Source organism: Flavobacterium bizetiae (genome assembly GCF_902804475.1).
Taxonomy (GTDB): domain Bacteria; phylum Bacteroidota; class Bacteroidia; order Flavobacteriales; family Flavobacteriaceae; genus Flavobacterium; species Flavobacterium bizetiae.
This window is the reverse complement of the sequence record NZ_CADCSU010000218.1, coordinates 1-17176: the sequence shown is the minus strand read 5'-3', so window position 1 is coordinate 17176 and position 17176 is coordinate 1. Positions and strand designations below refer to the sequence as shown.

Here is a 17176-nt window from a genome sequence, read left to right as displayed (position 1 = left end):
AAGGTGTACCGGCCTTTAATTAGCGACTTAAAGAAAAAAAATAAAATGAAACAGAAATAGGAAAAAATTTCCAAATCAAATTCAAATAAGTTGATAAAATAGTACAAAAAATATTTATTATATTAGCCACAAAGAAAGTGACTTATTATTTAAAGCCAGCTTAAATGAGTTTTAAGAAGGTCTGTTTATGAATAAGTTACTTGTAATTTGAAACTGAAAAAATACTGAAAGAATATAACTAAATTTCCAAACCAAATTAACCCAAACCAATTTTTATGAAGAAAAATATTTACGAAGAATTAACCAATGAAAAATTATTAAAAAAGAGAGATTTATTTAAAGGTGTTTCGATAGGCTTTGGCGTTATTTTTTTATTAGCCATTGCTGCAATCATCTATATTTTTAGTGTAAAAGGCATTAAAAATGTTTCTATTGCAACACTTATCCCGATTTTTACATTACCTGTCGTTTTTATGCCAATACTTATCAATTTAAGTTTATTGAACAAAGAAATCAAATCAAGAAATCTCTAATTTTTCTGAAGACAGAATCTATAAAAAAAACTCCAAAATCAGCTGACTTTGGAGTTTTTTAAATTTATGCTTTACGTTTTTTTTTGATTATTTTACTGCCAATGATATAAAGCGCTACAAGTGCTAAAAAATGTATTAAATAAGACTTAGGTTCGCCGTCTCCGTTTACTACAGAAAAAACGCGATTCCATCGTACTTTATTGATTCCTTTGCCGTCTTTATCCCAACTGAACCAAATAAAAACCGGTTTACCAATAACATGATCAAAAGGAACGTATCCCCAAAATCTGGCATCTAAAGAATTTTGGCGGTTATCCCCCATCATCCAGTAATAATCTTGTTTAAAAGTATAAGAGTTACTTACTTTTCCGTTTATGATGATCTCGTTACCATGAACTTTCAAGGTGTTTTTTTCGTATTCTTCTATAATTCGTTTGTAAAAAGGAAGTGATTTCAAATCTAATTTTACGGTTTTTCCTTTTTGAGGAATATAAATTGGACCAAAGTTGTCTATATTCCATCCCAATGAAGGAATATGCGGAAAAACACCTCCATCCTCTCCTTTTGGTGATAAATTTTTAGTAACTCCTTTTACAACCGGATTATTGGCAATTGCGGCAGCTTCTTTATCTGTTAAAGTCAGGAAATATTGTCCTGTATTGGTAAGTGCAAAATCTCCGTTTTCGTATTTCATCCCTTCTCTGGCGCCATATCTGTGCACAAGAGCGTCCTGACTAATAGTTTGTCCTTTTGTATCTACCAGGAAATTGTATTGTGCTTTTGCACTTTCAGGCAGTTTGTCTAATTTGCCATTGATGTAAATATTTCCGTCACGAATTTCTAAAGAATCGCCAGGCATTCCCACGCATCGTTTTACCAGATTTGTTTTTTTGTCAATTGGCTTATAATAATTTCGATCCGGTTTAAAGTTGTCCATATCACGAAGTGTGTCTGCAGGCTGATTGAAAACCACAATTTCATTGCGTTTGATTTTTTCTAACGATGGAAACCTAAAATACGGTAATTGAAGCTTATTAATTAATGATGTTTCTTTTTGGGTAAAATCGTCATTAAACAAATACGATTTAAAACCTGTAAGTGGAATTGAGTCATGTACCATAGGCAATGCCACTGTAGTCATAGGAGTTCTTGCACCAAAATTGATCTTGCTTACAAACAAAAAATCTCCAGTATACAATGTTTTTTCTAATGATGAAGAAGGAATCGTAAACGGTTGTATCACATACGTATGCACCAATGTAGCGACGATAATAGCGAATAAAAGAGAGCCAATCGTATCTTCTGTATTTGATTTTGGCTGTAAATCTCTGTTCTCAATATAGGTTAGTTTCTCAGAAGTGTAATTTAAATAAGTAATATAAAATCCTAATGTTATCAAAACTAAAACAATATCCAATCTTGAACTTTTTCCGAAACTTTTGATAGTTTCAATCCAGACTATCGGAATCATCAATAGATTTATAATAGGTACAAAAAGCAAGAAAACCCACCAGCGCGGTCGATTTATAATTTTCATTAAAATAATTAAATTATAAATTGGAATAAAGGATTCTAAAGGTTTTCTGCCTGCTTTTGCATAAAGTTTCCAGGTAGATAGTCCGTGAATAATTTGCATGATTAAAATGAAAATGAGCCATTCTGATACGTTCATACTTTGAGTTTTATTAATTGTTTTTTCTTAACTGATATGATATAGGTAGTCTTTTGCTTAAATTGTTACATAATCTATTTATAAATAATAAATAAAGTTTTAGAGCAAGAGCATTTAAATTCGAAAATGCAAAAGATTTATTTTTAACGGAATAAGAAAAAAGTTAATAAAACGTAGTAAAAATATTTCTTATATTCGCCTGAGATCAGGTCAAAAATTAATGAAACAAAATAATGATAGAGTCAAACCAGTTGCTTTTCTTTTTTAGTGCTTTAGGAGCTTTTAATGGTTTTATACTTTCGATTTATTTTGCAATAAATGCAAAAAAGAAAAGTTTTACGAATTATTTTTTATCCCTGCTCCTGTTGGTTTTAAGTATTAGAATTCTAAAATCAGTATTCTTCTTTTTTAATCCGCATTTGTCGAATATTTTTATTCAGATTGGACTTTCTGCCTGTGTTCTTATTGGTCCTTTTCTTTTTTTATATCTAAAATCATATCAAAAAGAAGAAAAATTAAACTGGAAAAAACATGTTATTCCTTATTTTGTGGCCATAACCATTTTGGGATATTTTTATCCTTATGTTGAGCATCGTGCTATCTGGAGCACGCGGATTGTGTGCGTTATCTATACGCAATGGTTTATTTACATTATTTTGTCTTTAAAATACCTTCGTCCTGTTTTTAGAAAAATCAAAGAAAAAGAATCCTTAAAAAGATTAGAAGTTTGGTTTCTTGGTATTTATTTTGGCGTTGCATTTATATGGCTGGCCTATGTTATGACGCCTTATACCTCTTATATTGTGGGCGCTTTATCATTTACATTTATTTTGTATCTCATTATTGTGCTTTTAATTTTTAAAACCAACAGTGAGTCTACTTTTTTTAATGAAAAAGAAAAATACAAGAACAAGGAAATCGACAAAGAAACTTTAAGTAATATCGATCAGAAATTATCTGTAATAATTGAAAAAGAACTATTTCTTAATCCGAATTTTAGCCTTGAAGAAGCTGCAAAAGAGCTCAAGGTAACAAAACATATCCTGTCTCAATACGTCAACGAAGTATTGGGTAAATCCTTCTCTAGCCTGATTAAGGAATACAGAATCGAGAAAGCTAAAAAGTTATTAGAAAGTCATAATAACTATACTATCGAAAATTTAGGTTACGACAGTGGTTTTAATTCAAAATCGGCCTTCTTTACTGCCTTTAAAAAAACAACCGGCTTAACCCCTGCCGAATACCAAAAAAACTGCCTGAAATAAGTTTATTTTTATAAAATCAGAGTTCTGATTTATAAATTAAAACCTGCAAAGTATTCATATCCTGCATATTTGCACTCATTATTAATTATCTAAAATTTTAAAAATGAGAAAAGTGTTTTTATTTATTTCCGTTATTGTTTTGTGTTTAAATGCCAATGCGCAGATAAACGAGACTTCGAATGATTTGGCTTTGATTGAAAAAACGATCAATTTATACATAGAAGGACAAGCCACAGGAGATTCTACTATGGTGGGTTCATCATTTCATAATACCTGGCAATTGAAATATTTTGCCGATAACGAAATAAACGTTGTAACCAAATCAAAGTACATTACTGGCTTTAAAAAACACGACAGACCTAAAAACTGGTCGGCACGTACTGTATTTGTGGATATAACGAACAATGTAGCCATTGCAAAAGTAGAAATCAGTACGGCAACACTGTTATTTGTAGATTATTTTCATTTTATGAAAACCAATCAGGGTTGGTTAATTGTCGATAAAATTTCAGCCAGAACACCTCATAAAGTGGTTGAACCGGCAGCACCAAAAGCTAAGTCATAGACAACTCCTCTTTCAATTCAAAAAACTTATAATTTTCAGTAAATGAATAAAATAATATTTTTATTACTTGTTCTTACAGGTTTGCAGCCTATTGGCGTAAATGCGCAGAACAAAATCTTATTTGTAACATCAAATCAGGATTATTACGGGAATACCAAAATTACAGCGGCCAATCATTTTGAAGAAATTATTGTTCCTTATGATATTTTTATAAAAGCCGGATACACAGTCGATTTTGTAAGTCCAAAAGGCGGAGCGATTCCGGTTGGTTATATTAATACCTCTGATCTTTTGCAAAAAAAATACCTGTACGATGGCTGGTTTATGGACAAGTTAGAACGTACTATGAAACCAACAGAAATTATTGCCAGCGATTATTCGGCGATTTTTTATAGCGGTGGCGGTGCGGTCATGTTTGGCGTTGCAGAAGATATTGCGATTCAGAATATTGCCAGAACTATTTACAATAAAAATGGTGTAGTTTCGGCAATATGTCACGGTACTGCCGGGCTTGCTTATTTAAAAGATGAAAATCAAAAATCGCTTTATGCAGGAAGAAAAATCACAGGATATCCGGATCTTTTTGAAAATAAGAATGCCGAATATTACAAAACATTTCCGTTTGCGATCGACAAAGCCATTACCAATAATCAAGGGAAATTTGTGTATTCTGATAAAGGCGGAGATGCTTTTTATGCTGTTGATGGCAGATTTGTAACCGGACAGGATCCAAGTTCGGCTTCTCGTGTAGCAAATGAAGTGATAGCTATTTTAAAGCCTGATTCTAAAAAGAATAATAAAATTATACTCAGTGACTTAGACCAAATTACAGAAATATTACTCGATTATATTGAAGGCACGGCGAATGGCGAACCTGAAAGATTACGCAAGGCTTTTCATCCTGATTTTAATTTGTATACGGTTGCAAAAGATACTTTATGGATACGTTCAGGCAAACAATACATTGCTAATATAAAACCTGGTGAAAAAACAAATCGAGTTGGAAGTATTGTTTCTATTGATATTGAGAAAGATACAGCCGTGGCAAAAGCTGCAATTGTAATACCGAATCAGCGCACTTTTACAGATTATTTTTTAATAGTAAAATATCAGGGTGCCTGGAAAATAGTACACAAAAGCTATTCCTGGAAAGAATTACCCAAAACCGAAAAAGCATAAAAAGAGTAATAACCAAAATCAAACCTTTGAAAAGCTCCTTAATTTTTTAAGGAGTTTTTTGTTTTTTCTAAAATATTCTTATTTATTTCGATTAGCTTAGACAGGAATTCTAAGTAATTTTATAATGATTGTATTTCTTCTTTAAACCTTAAAAAATGAGATTCAAAAAAAGCATTTGTCTGTTTTTATTGCTTGTACTTATTGTCAGTTATAATGAAAATAAGAAGAAGAAAATTACCAATGTTCCTGTTTCTGATACGATAAGTAAGCGTATAGCATTTCATAAACTAGAAAAACGATCTGTAATTGGAGACTTTGATGGCGATGGAAAACAAGATACTATTTTTGAGCACAATTATTCGAAAGAAACAAAAACTGAAATTTTAGAATCTCCTGATCCTTACGAAAATGATTGGGAAATAGTAGAAAATTGGTTTTACAAACAGAAAGCAGATTTATATCTGAGTATAAACAAAAAGAATGAAGATACTTTGCATTTAGGTACCGCACAAGGGCTTTATTGCTTAATAAATATTGGCGACAATAACAATGATGGAAAAGACGAAATTGCTCTGGTAATCGACAAATTAGATCTTAGCAGAGTCAACAGTTGTGAAATATATTCGCTATGTAATAAAAAATGGACACCATTGAAAGAGTTTGGAATTCTTGAAGATTCATTTGATTTTACTACTGATAAAATGCCCATTTTTAACGAAATAAAAGGTTATCTGGAAAAGAGAAATGGTAAATGGTTTTACAATGATTATTTGCAAAATAGCTATGATACAGAAGAAGAAGTTGGTGAAATGAAACAGTTAAAACTTAAGAAAGTTTAATATGAACTTTGAGAATTGCGTTATGCTAATACTTCCTTTCAAAAGAAGTGCCATTGAATCTATATACGCCACTTGGATTGGCTCCACCAAACCACAATTCTCCTTTTTTGCTTTTATAAATCGTCCAGATATGTTTACTCGCAACTCCATCTTCAATACTAAAATTTTTAACCGATTTGCCATCGTATCTCCATACACCAGATCCGGCAGTGCCAAACCAAATATTGCCCAATTGATCCTCTCCTATAGAAAAAACTTTATCAAGCGAATTACCATTGTTATCTTTCTGTTTCAGTTTTTGCTGTTCAGTGAAATTGATTATTTTTTTTCCGTCATATTTTAAAACACCAATCCCGTTATTGGCAATCCAAAGATTGCCTTTGCTGTCTTCCATTATACTTCTCGCGTGAAAATGTCCTGTTTTGTCATTTAAACCTAAAAGCGAATCATTTATTACTTTAAAATCCGATCCATTATAACCAATCACAGCGCCGTAACTTCCAAACCAAACAGTTCCATTTTTACTTTGTACAAAATTTGTTGAAATTGAATAATGATTCTCATGACCTGGCTTTGTGTGAACAGGCAATGTGCGATACGAAAGTTTTTCACCATCATATTGATATACGCCAGGATTTCCTTCAAGTTTATTGTAAGCCTCTATTTCGTTGCCCTTAAACCAGAGATCTCCATCATTTAACTTCCATTCGTTTTTTGAATTATAATCTCTTTCTGTGTAAACAGTCAATTTTTGTCCGTCGTAAGTGCTTAATCCTTTGCCGCATTCAAACCAAATGACACCGTTTTTATCCTCATAAATATTTCTAACCTGATTATGGCTTAATCCGTTTTCGGTTGTAAAATACTGGAGTTTTCCGTCATGAAGCAATCCCAATCCTTCGTTGTAACTGCCAAACCAAATATTCCCTTTACTATCTTCTAAAACTGAATGAATTCCCGAAGTATATTTTAATCTTAGTTGGTTGGATTGACTTTGATTGCAAGAGATTGTTATGATGGCTAGTAATGTGTATAAAAGATTAAATAGGCGCTGTTTATTTAATTTCATTTTAAAGATATCTTTTACGGTTTAGAATTGGTATGTGTTCTACATTTATAATGCAATGTACTATAAAGTTTTACAAAAGATTATTTGAGATTTATTTTTTTTAATAGCACAGAGAGTCATATTTGATCCCAATAATTCTCTAAAACTATCTTTTAAAAATATCTCTAAACTGATATAATAAGCGCTCAATTAGCCGCAAATCTTCTGTAACAATATCGGCAGTTCCAGACATTTCCTGCTGAAATGAAATTTGTTTTTTATAAGAGGTTTCCAGACCGTTTGGTAATGAAGTTCTAATTAATAAATTGCCGTCTTTGTCAGGAGTCAGCGAGATAGCTTTTATAATTCCTTTTACGATTCCAAATTGTTTATCAGGATAATTAGCTAATCGAATATTAACCGTTTGCCCCACTTTTACTTTTCCTGAATTTTGAGCGGGAGCCTTTACCATTCCAATATATTCTTTTTTATTTGTTGGAATTATAGCAAAGACATTCTCGCCTCCATTTACGGTTTGATTTTTTGCCCAAATTTGCAGAAAAGTTACTTTTCCGTCTATAGATGATCGCAAAACATAATTCAATTCCCAATCTTTAATTGCTTTTTTTAATTGATAAAAAGCCTGAATCATATTGCGTTCTAAGTTTACATTTTCCTTATTCTCGTTAATTTGAGTGGTTTTACTGTTTTTATTTAATTCATTAATTGATGATTTTAATTGAGAAATAGAACTTAAAACACTTTGATAATTTTTTTGAAACTGTAAAAAAAGTAATCGTTGTTTTTCAATTTCCTGAGTAGAAATAATTCCTTTTTTATATAAAGTTTCGTAGCGGTTTAAATCGTTTTTTTGTAAAATCAATTCGCTTTGATTGATACTTTTTTGTGATTCCATTAAATTCAATCGCTCTTTTAGCTGAATCGCTTCATAATTTTCGGCTCTGCCTTCAACTTGATAAGGTGCTAATTTTGTATTCAAATCATCTGCAATACTTTCTTTTTGAAAAGAAGCAAAGAAGCTTTCAATTTCGCCCAATTGAACGGACTTTAATTTCTCAAACGGAAATTTATTTTCATCAATTTTAATGGTATCAACAATACTTTTTAATAAAAAAACATCATTATAATTAGCTGAATTTTCTATTATTGCTAATGGAGTATTTTTGGAAACAAGCATTTTATCTTCTACTAAAATTGCTTCAATTTTACCAGATACTTTCGCTACTAATTTTTCTGGAGGAATGTTGGTAGTTATAACAATTTGAGTCACAATAGTATCTGGATATTTAATTAACCAGGATACAAAAAACAGTGATAATATAATGATCAGTACCACAAAAGAACCCCAGCGAATCATCCAGTGAGGCACTCGCGAAAGAATTTCTTGTACTTCTTCGCTTCTTATTTCAAATTCTTTTTCTTCTGGCATTTTTTTATTTTTTGAATCTGCAATACTTCTTAAATCTGCAATTTCAGTTTCGGGTAATGAATCGTTAGTCATTTTATTGAATATTAACTACCTAATTGTAGCTGATTTCTAACCAGTTCGTAATAACTCCCTTTCAATTTTACTAATTCCTGATGATTACCTATTTCAACAATTTTTCCTTTTTCTAAAACAACAATTTGATCAGCATTCATAACCGTGCTCAATCTATGGGCGATAACAACAACGGTTTTGTCTCTAAAAAAGACATCTAATTTTTGCATGATTTCTTTTTCATTCGTGGCATCAAGAGCTGAAGTTGCTTCATCAAAAAACAACATTTCCGGATTTTTGTAAACGGCTCTTGCTATTAGCAATCTTTGCTTTTGGCCCGTACTCATCCCTACTCCTTCCATTCCAATTTTGGTATTATAGTTTAAAGGGAAATCTTGAATAAAATCCTGAATATTAGCCACATCAGCTGCGTAAGACAATCGATCTTTTTTCACTATATCAACTCCAATGGCAATGTTATTGGCAATGGAGTCATTAAAAATATATCCCTCTTGCATTACCGTTCCTACGTGTGCTCTCCAGGTTTTTTGAGCGATTGTTTTTAGAGGAGTTTTATCTACTAAAATTTCTCCCGAGTTAGGCTCGTAGAATTTAAGCAACAACTTCATCAATGTGGTTTTTCCGCTACCACTAGTACCCACAATAGCGGTTACTTTTTTGGCGGGAATTGTTAGATTTAGATTTTCTAAAACAATCAAATCAGAACCAATGTATTTAAAACTCAAATCTTTTATTACAATATCGGCAGCTTTTGGAATATCATGTGTTTGTGTTTCCTCTTGCTGCGTTTCGTCTTCTTTATCATGTATTTCAGATAATCTCGCCAATGATATTTTGGCGTCCTGGGCTTCGCGAATGAAACTAATAAGCTGTATAATTGGACCATTCAAGTTGCCTACAATACTGCTAATAGCCATCATCATACCCAGAGTAATTTGTCCGTCAATGACCAGCTTTGCAGAAAGAAAAATAATTATAATATTTTTAATTTCATTGATAAAATTGGAACCAATATTTTGAGTTTGTTCTAATACCAAGCCTTTCATAGAAACTTTAAATAAACGTGCCTGTACATATTCCCAACCCCAACGTTTTTGTTTTTCAGCATTGTGAAGCTTTATTTCCTGCATTCCGTTTATAAGCTCTATTACTTTACTTTGCTCCTGCGAAACCTCTGCAAAACGCTTATAATCTAACTTTTCTCTACGCTTAAGGAATAAGATAACCCACAAAAAATAACAGAAACTGCCAATAAAAAAGACGGCAAATATTTTTAGGCTATAATAAGCCAAAACTCCACCCATTATAAGCATATTTATAAGAGAAAATAGTACGCTTAAGGATGAAGTGGTTAGTATTTTTTCAATTCTGTGATGATCGTTTATACGTTGCATAATGTCTCCTGTCATGCGTACATCAAAGAAAGAAATAGGAAGGTTCATTAATTTAATAAAAAAATCAGAAATTAATGAGATGTTGATACGAGTAGAAAGATGTAGTAAAATCCAGCTTCGGATTAATTCTAATGCGGTTTTGCCAAAGAATAAAAATATCTGTGCAAAAAGTATTAAGTAAATAAAATGAATATTTTGATTTTGTATTCCAACATCTACAATGCTTTGAGTTAAAAACGGAAATATAAGCTGTAATAAACTACCGGCTATTAACCCAATAATTAATTGGGTCAAAAATGATTTATAGGGTAAAATATACTTGAATAATAACGAAAAACCGAAAGAGTTTTGATTCTCCTTATCAAATTCTGTTTGGTAAAATTTTGGTGTAGGCTCAAGTAATAAAGCGATTCCCTCCTCTGTATTTGCAGTAGCATTATTTCCAATCCAAAATTTCAAAAAATCTTCCTCAGAATATTCAATTATGCCAATTGCAGGGTCAGAAATGTAATAAATTCCCTTTTTTATCTTGTACAACACAACATAATGGGCTTTGTTCCAAAATAAAATACAAGGCAATGGTATTTCGTCTAATTTAGCTAAAGAAGATTTTATACCTAATGTTCGAAAATATATTTTCTCAGCAGCATCGCTTAAAGACAATAGATTACTTCCTTCGCGAGAAGTTTCGCAATAATCTCTTAATTTTTGAATGTTTAAGGATTTATCATAAAACTTGGCAATTATTTTTAGACATGTAGGGCCACAATCCTTGAAATCAGGTTGTATGTAATTAGGGAAATTTTTCAATTGTATAGTCTATATTTAGAAACGTATTATAAAAAAATGGAGTGTTTTTTCTTTTTTTATAGGAGAAAATTATTTTTCTAATAGTTCATAATTAGTAATAGTGCCGTCAAACATCATTGATTGTATTTTTTGAGTTTGTCCGTCTTCTGTCATGAAAAATTTATAATTTGTAAAAAAGCCGTTGTGGATATAAAAAGTGTCTTTTCTAAATTTAGACGATACTGATTTTCTTTTTGTTTTAGAGGACTCCTTAAAGGATACAATGTTTTTCCCTGTTTTATTTTTATCGATATAAATATAAGTATCGCCTAATTTGTTTTTGTAGATTCCTTCTGTCAAAAAAAACAATTCTTTTCGTTTAAAATTTGATATCAAATAGTCTCCAATGTTCAGCAAAAGTGATTTGTACGGAATATATTTATTAGAAACGTAGAACTCCTGTAAACCCTGAAATGTTTTTTTTGTTTTTTTTCTAAAAGTATATTTGTCAATATAAAAAGTGTTAGGGATATTATTCCAGTCATTTTTTCTCAAAAAAGCATTCGATTTAAACTGTATTAAATGGTAAAGTAAAATTTCTAATTTATTTCCATAAGAAAGTAATCCATTGTCCCATTTTAGCCTTCCTGATAAACCATCGACGACCAAAAAATCAAAAAAAACATTGATATTTTTAAGATCATATTCTCTTCTGATAATGTGCTCCATGCTTTCAATTTCGCAAGGGACATCAAAAATATTCATATTTAATTCTAGTTGCATATGTTTGAAATTGCATTCATCAAAACAATAATGTTTATCAGAAGTAAAGATTTTTTTATAATCCTTGCTTTTTGTGAATAAAGAATTGATTTCAGTATTGTTTTTAAACAGCAAAAAAGAACCGGTTAGATAATCGTGCCTTGTGTTTATGACGTCATATTCCTCAAGTAATTCATCGGTCATAAACTCTCTGATTCGACCAAAAATAATATCAATATCACACATGCCCCAAAAATCATATCCAACTAAAAAGTCAGAAAAAAGTACTCCGTAAGAGGGTTTAAAATCGCAAAGTTTATATGCTTTTTTTACTGTTATCTCAAAGCCAAGTTTTGTAGAAGCAAGTAAATTAAAATCGGTTAATGTAAAGTGTATAATTTTTACATTTTCAGGTAAGTATCCGTCATATTTTGAATCCGAAAAAATTATAAAATCTACAGTCGGATTAGTTTCGCACGATTTTATAAAAAAACTAAAATACCACGGAAAATTTCCGAAGTAACAATTAATCAGGCCTATTTTTTTCATTGTTTTTGTTAGAAATTATAATAAAACAAAAGTGGTTATGAATCTAAATTTGATTTTATTCTGATTTGGTGTATACTCTTCCTGTACCGTTTGGAGAAATGACTGTAAACGCCTTTAAAATGTTATTGGTAACTATTTCGAGTTTGAATATATAATGTAGCTCTTTTGCGAAAAAATAGTTTTTATTTATAGCCATATGATATAATAGTTGTTCCTCGTCATTTTTGAATTTTATATAAGTAGATCCATCGTGATCTTTTCTTATTATTACCTTCTCTTTGCTTAAGTAATAAATGTATTCTCCTTCTTCTAAATGTTTTAATTTGTTTTTAAAGAGATAAAAGGATAAAAACACACCTATTCTTTTTTTAATATGCCAAACTGGTGATGTTAAATAATTTGTATAAAAGACAGTAAAACGGGTTAGTAAGGAGTTATTTTTTCTATAATTGTACCTGTCGATATAGAAACTATCCGGAATTTCATCCCATGTGAGAATCTTATTAGTGAAAATGTTTTTCTTGTAATATTGCATGTGGAATAGTAAAATTTCAAGTTTATTTCTAAATGAAAGTAGTCCATTTTCCCATTTTAATTCCCCTGGGTTTCCATCACAGATTAGCAAATCAAAATGAGATTTTAAGTTTCTGTTTTCTTCCTCTTTCAAAATAACATGTTGCATGCTTTCTATTTCACAATCTATATTGAAAATGTCATATCTGTCAACGATTTCGATCTGTTCAAAATTGGTTTCATCAAAGGCAAAATTTTTTGTACTGGTAAAAACCATCTGATAATCTTTACTTTTTTTAAATAGTGTATTGACATAATCATTGTTTTTAAACAGCATACAACAGGCCGTAATAAAATCATGTCTAACGCAAATAATATCGTACGTATCAAGTATCTCATCGGTCATGAACTCTCGTATTCTCCCATAAATTACATCGATATCTGTAATGCCCCAAAAATCGTACTGCTGTAGATATTCTGAAAACAACAAACCATATGCAGGTTTAAAATCACAGAGTTTATATGCTTTTTCTATGGATACTTCAAAACCTAATTTTTCTGTTGCTAATGCATTGAATTTGTCTAGATTAAATGGAATAATTTTTACATTGTCCGGGAGGGATTCTGTATAAAGTCTATCCGAAAAAATTAAAAAATCAATTGTAGGATTGGTTGCGCATGATTTTATGAAGAATGGAAAATACCACGGAAATTCTCCAAAATAACAATTTACTAAGGCTATTTTTTTCATTTTTAAAGCTGAAAATCTTCGTCATCAGACAAATCGTTAATAAAATGAATCAAGTTGTTTCTGTCATATTCCTTTGGAAAAATATATTGATTAATTAGTATTACGGGAGTATACGTAAGCTCATTTTCCTGATTCCATTTAAAGTGTTCGTTTAAGGTTTCATTTATTCTTAATTCGTCCTTTTCTTCAATTATTATGTTGCCTGGTTTGCTTTCGTCATTATTTTCAAACCAATTATGTAATGCCTTTATAAAGGCTTCCTGACCATTATTATAATAAATAGCAACTAATTGTTGATGTAACTTTTTTGATTTTTCGTCCTCTTGGCTACTATTAAAATTGAAACTAATATTAAAACAAACTTGTTCAGGGTGTTTTTCTAAAATTCTTTCGATAATAGTATGTGTTTCGGCGCAAAATTTACAAAAAGGACTTGTTACTAGTGTTATTTTCAAAGGTGCTGCCGCATTTCCTAACAAAAGCCCACTAGAAAGAATTGAGCTGCTTTTTATTGGATTTGTTAAAAGGGTATTTTTGAAAATAGCATAGTTTCGCATAAATTGATTCCCTTTGATATGAAATTCTTCAAGCTCTTTTTGTTTACTTAGAATGTTTTTAAGTGAAAACCAACCTACGCTTACCAATAAGAAAACAAATCCAAAACGAATGATTGATGGTAAAGAAATATAGAATGTAAGTGTTTTAAACAAACCAAGGCTAAAAATTTCTAATACTATGGTAGCGATGATAATAAGACAAATTGGGCACCATTTTTTTTCTACAAATTTTTGATAGTATATTGAAACAAATAATACTGGTACAGCGGTTAAGAGCAAAATATTTTGAATACTAAAGAAAGCATTATAATCATAAGCAAATATTAGTAATCCTAAGAATTGGGAACAAAAAAACACAATACTCAGATCGCTAAAATTGACAAAATCTAAAAGTTTCCATTTCTTAGAATGTATTACTGTCTCACAATTCGTCGCTGAAGAAAAATCACAAAAATTATCTAAAAACTCGTTCTGTATGTTGAACAATTTTTTCAGCGAAACGATAGAAAATAAAATTCCCAGAATTGGAAATAGAAAAAACAGTTTTATCTGCCAGTTTTGCTGTAATAGTAAAAGGCTGGCAACAAATGTGGCCGCACACAAAAGAGATAAAGCCCAAAACCACTTCTTTACTTTTGTTGTGGCACTATTTTCGCCTTCAGAAGGTTCGACTAATAATACGATGTTATTCCATCGGGATTCTAATTCTTCTTTAGGAATTGATACTGATTTTTCATCATTTGAATAAAAATACTGATCTCCTTTTTTTTCAATAAAGTAAAGTTGGGGCTGGTTATTTTGCAGATTTTTAAGCAACGTAACAAACCTATTTGGTAATAATTCAATATCGCTACTTTCTACATGTATTACACCATTATCAATATTAAAAAAACTTAAAGTATCGGTAAGTGATACTATATTTGGGTAGTCAGGATGGTTTTTGGCTTGAAATAAATATTCGTCATAATTTATTTTTCCACCTTCACTTTTGACATAATTAGCTACAAGTCTGAAATCTTTTTCTAAAATCATTTTGGGAGTATTCTGTCGTTTTTTTATTTTTCGATCATTACATCAACATTTATTGATGGTTCTCCTCCTGAATATTTTTTCCATTTTCCAAAATAGTTTCTGTAATAAGTATCTTTTGAAAATGCGAAGATATTTCCACCAAAAGAAAATTGTCCTTTAAAGTCATCAGCTATTCTTACTAAGACAAAAAAATCTTTATCAGTCCAAATATTTTTATCAGATATATCCAGAGATACTTTTTTGTCTTTTATATCATTTTCCGTAACTATCAATCGCAAAGGATCATTAACTAAAGATTGTGCATCATCAGGAAAGCCGTCTTTTTCATTTTGTATATCAAAAATAAATATTACGTTTTTTTCAAACTTGTAGTCCACAATATTGATATTGATGTTCTTTACTTTTAGATTTTTTTTGTTTTTAATCTTTATCGCATATTCTTTAAAAATGTCATCTGGCTCACTTGAATCAAACCCACCGTATGTTTTTTTTGAATTTGAAGTGCCGAAATTTTTAAGCACATATTTTTTTGGATTAATTACTACAGTTTCAAGATTGATAATTTTTTTCTTTAGTATAATTGTATGATTTTCTGATTCAAGAAAGTTTGTAATAGTAACTTTAAATGGTTCGTATTCATTAACTATCACTTTGATACTTTTGGTTTTATCAATGTTTGTTAAGTCAATAGTATAATTTCCATTACTATCTGTTATGTCGCCAATTTCTTGGTTTTCAATTCCAATTCTTGCTTCAGAAAGAGGATTGTTATTTTGATCCAAAATTTTTCCTGATATCTTTTGAGCTTGAAAAGTAACTGTAAGCAATAGAAATAGTAATGTAAATTCAATTTTTTTCATTTAAACGTTTTTTATATAAATACCAGATTGTTAATGGTATAACTCAAATTAGTTTAAGAGTTAGTATGTTGAAAATTTAACATACTAACTCTTGGAGGTTTATTTAGATTATGATCCTACTCTGCTTTGTCTGCATTTGTCATAATCGTAATATGTACCAAAACCTATACTGTGCCATGAGCAATATAATACACTGTATCCACCTGAAATCGCTCTCATTTCTTTTCTAGAAAGGGCGCTTTTTACATTTTTTAAGCTAATTTTTTGCATAATTTTTAATTTAATATTAATTATTTGTTTCAAAATTTTCTTAATACAATCACGTGCACTTGACTTTTCAAGAAAATAATCTGTTTCAAATATATTTCATAAAATAAGTATATTCCTATGCTATTTATAGCATATTTGTATTTTTGTAAGTGTTTTGTTTTTTATTTAACTAAAATAGTAAGTTTTGTTGTGGTTTTGTTGTGGTTTTGTTGTGGCGTTTTTTTTGTTGTCAAATCCTATTTATCCTAATTTCACAGTAAAAATTACATGTTTATAAAGCGCTATTATTATCGACAAAAAATAACTAATATATTTTTGTGCTAATCAATTTACTTTCAATAAATTCTTACTTATGAAGTTAAAATTGCTGCTTTTATTGTTCTCTTTTTTCTATCAATTTAGTTTTTCGCAATCAGAAAAGTTGCTAAAAGGAATCTTGTCAAGTGATAATTTTCTTTTGGAAAACGTAGACGTGATCAATAAATCATCCCAAAAAAGTACTATTACAAATGACAAAGGAGAATTTATAATTGAGGCAATAGCCAATGATAGCTTACTTTTTTACAGTAAAGATTACTATTTAAAAAAAATAAAATTATCTAACGAACAGATTAAGAAGAATAATTTGCAAGTTGTAATGATCAAAAAACCTGAAGAATTAAAAGAAGTTGTAGTGAATCAGATGAAATCTATTCGACTAAGTACGGATAAAAATTATGAGCAAAAAAAGTTAGATGACTTAGACCTCGAAAAAAGAGATGGCAAATTAAGAACAGGGGTTTATGATGGCTTCATAGAAAATGGAATGACATTCGTTAAAAGGTTATTTATTTCTAAAAATAAGCCCCAGCCCGAAGTCGAATTTGCAACATTAGCGAAAAACACATGTGATCAAAGATTCTATATCGAAACTTTAAAATTAAAACCAGAAGAAATTAATCTTTTTCTTCAATTTTGTGATGCGGATCCTAAATCAAAATCACTAATAGAATATCATAATGTACTCACCATGATGGAATTTTTATTAGCCAAAAATATTGAATTTAAAAAGTTGGACGAGGTTCTCAGATAAAAAT

General features: G+C 30.2%; 14 protein-coding genes. 6 read left to right on the top strand and 8 right to left on the bottom strand.

Annotated elements, in window-relative coordinates; all coding sequences use genetic code 11:
* Window positions 1–275: 275 nt before the first annotated feature.
* A complete protein-coding gene (locus FLACOL7796_RS24200) occupies window positions 276–533 on the top strand; it encodes a hypothetical protein (RefSeq protein WP_173973326.1) in 258 nt (85 codons plus the stop codon).
* A 64-nt stretch (window positions 534–597) separates the two neighbouring features.
* On the opposite strand, the gene lepB is transcribed toward FLACOL7796_RS24200, so the two are convergent.
* Window positions 598–2205 carry a signal peptidase I gene (gene lepB / locus FLACOL7796_RS24195; RefSeq protein ID WP_173973325.1) on the bottom strand — a complete coding sequence of 536 codons (1608 nt, stop codon included), beginning with the start codon at window positions 2203–2205 and terminating at the stop codon, window positions 598–600.
* 233 nt (window positions 2206–2438) lie between these two features.
* Here lepB and FLACOL7796_RS24190 point away from each other — a divergent pair, with 233 nt between their 5' ends.
* The 4 genes from FLACOL7796_RS24190 (at window position 2439) to FLACOL7796_RS24175 (ending at window position 6053) form a co-directional block, all read left to right on the top strand.
* Window positions 2439–3470, top strand: coding sequence for a helix-turn-helix domain-containing protein (locus tag FLACOL7796_RS24190; protein WP_173973324.1), 1032 nt, complete (start codon window positions 2439–2441; stop codon window positions 3468–3470).
* 103 nt (window positions 3471–3573) lie between these two features.
* Window positions 3574–4035 carry a nuclear transport factor 2 family protein gene (locus tag FLACOL7796_RS24185; protein WP_173973323.1) on the top strand — a complete coding sequence of 154 codons (462 nt, stop codon included), beginning with the start codon at window positions 3574–3576 and terminating at the stop codon, window positions 4033–4035.
* Window positions 4036–4077: 42 nt separating this feature from the next.
* Window positions 4078–5214 carry a nuclear transport factor 2 family protein gene (locus tag FLACOL7796_RS24180; protein WP_173973322.1) on the top strand — a complete coding sequence of 379 codons (1137 nt, stop codon included), beginning with the start codon at window positions 4078–4080 and terminating at the stop codon, window positions 5212–5214.
* 155 nt (window positions 5215–5369) lie between these two features.
* Window positions 5370–6053 (top strand): hypothetical protein, encoded by a 684-nt coding sequence (locus tag FLACOL7796_RS24175; protein ID WP_173973321.1) that lies wholly within the window; start codon window positions 5370–5372, stop codon window positions 6051–6053.
* A 25-nt stretch (window positions 6054–6078) separates the two neighbouring features.
* Here FLACOL7796_RS24175 and FLACOL7796_RS24170 read toward each other — a convergent pair whose 3' ends face one another.
* The 7 genes from FLACOL7796_RS24170 to FLACOL7796_RS24140 all read right to left on the bottom strand — a co-directional run bounded on the left by FLACOL7796_RS24170 (window position 6079) and on the right by FLACOL7796_RS24140 (window position 15830).
* Window positions 6079–7122 (bottom strand): ligand-binding sensor domain-containing protein, encoded by a 1044-nt coding sequence (locus FLACOL7796_RS24170; protein WP_173973320.1) that lies wholly within the window; start codon window positions 7120–7122, stop codon window positions 6079–6081.
* Between the two features lie 145 nt (window positions 7123–7267).
* On the bottom strand, window positions 7268–8623 hold the full coding sequence (locus tag FLACOL7796_RS24165; RefSeq protein WP_317168363.1) for an HlyD family secretion protein: 1356 nt from the start codon (window positions 8621–8623) through the stop codon (window positions 7268–7270).
* Window positions 8624–8634: 11 nt separating this feature from the next.
* The gene (locus tag FLACOL7796_RS24160) at window positions 8635–10827 is read right to left on the bottom strand and encodes a peptidase domain-containing ABC transporter (protein ID WP_173973319.1); all 2193 of its coding nucleotides are present in this window, start codon (window positions 10825–10827) and stop codon (window positions 8635–8637) included.
* A 69-nt stretch (window positions 10828–10896) separates the two neighbouring features.
* Entirely contained in the window at window positions 10897–12117 is a 1221-nt protein-coding gene (locus FLACOL7796_RS24155) for a DUF6625 family protein (protein ID WP_173973318.1), read from the bottom strand.
* Between the two features lie 55 nt (window positions 12118–12172).
* Entirely contained in the window at window positions 12173–13381 is a 1209-nt protein-coding gene (locus FLACOL7796_RS24150) for a DUF6625 family protein (RefSeq protein WP_173973317.1), read from the bottom strand.
* A 2-nt stretch (window positions 13382–13383) separates the two neighbouring features.
* Complete coding sequence (locus FLACOL7796_RS24145) at window positions 13384–14970, bottom strand: thioredoxin domain-containing protein (protein ID WP_173973316.1); 1587 nt, start codon at window positions 14968–14970, stop codon at window positions 13384–13386.
* A gap of 23 nt (window positions 14971–14993) precedes the next feature.
* Complete coding sequence (locus FLACOL7796_RS24140) at window positions 14994–15830, bottom strand: carboxypeptidase-like regulatory domain-containing protein (RefSeq protein ID WP_173973315.1); 837 nt, start codon at window positions 15828–15830, stop codon at window positions 14994–14996.
* A 622-nt stretch (window positions 15831–16452) separates the two neighbouring features.
* Here FLACOL7796_RS24140 and FLACOL7796_RS24135 point away from each other — a divergent pair.
* The gene (locus FLACOL7796_RS24135) at window positions 16453–17172 is read left to right on the top strand and encodes a hypothetical protein (protein ID WP_173973314.1); all 720 of its coding nucleotides are present in this window, start codon (window positions 16453–16455) and stop codon (window positions 17170–17172) included.
* The last annotated feature ends 4 nt before the right edge of the window (window positions 17173–17176 follow it).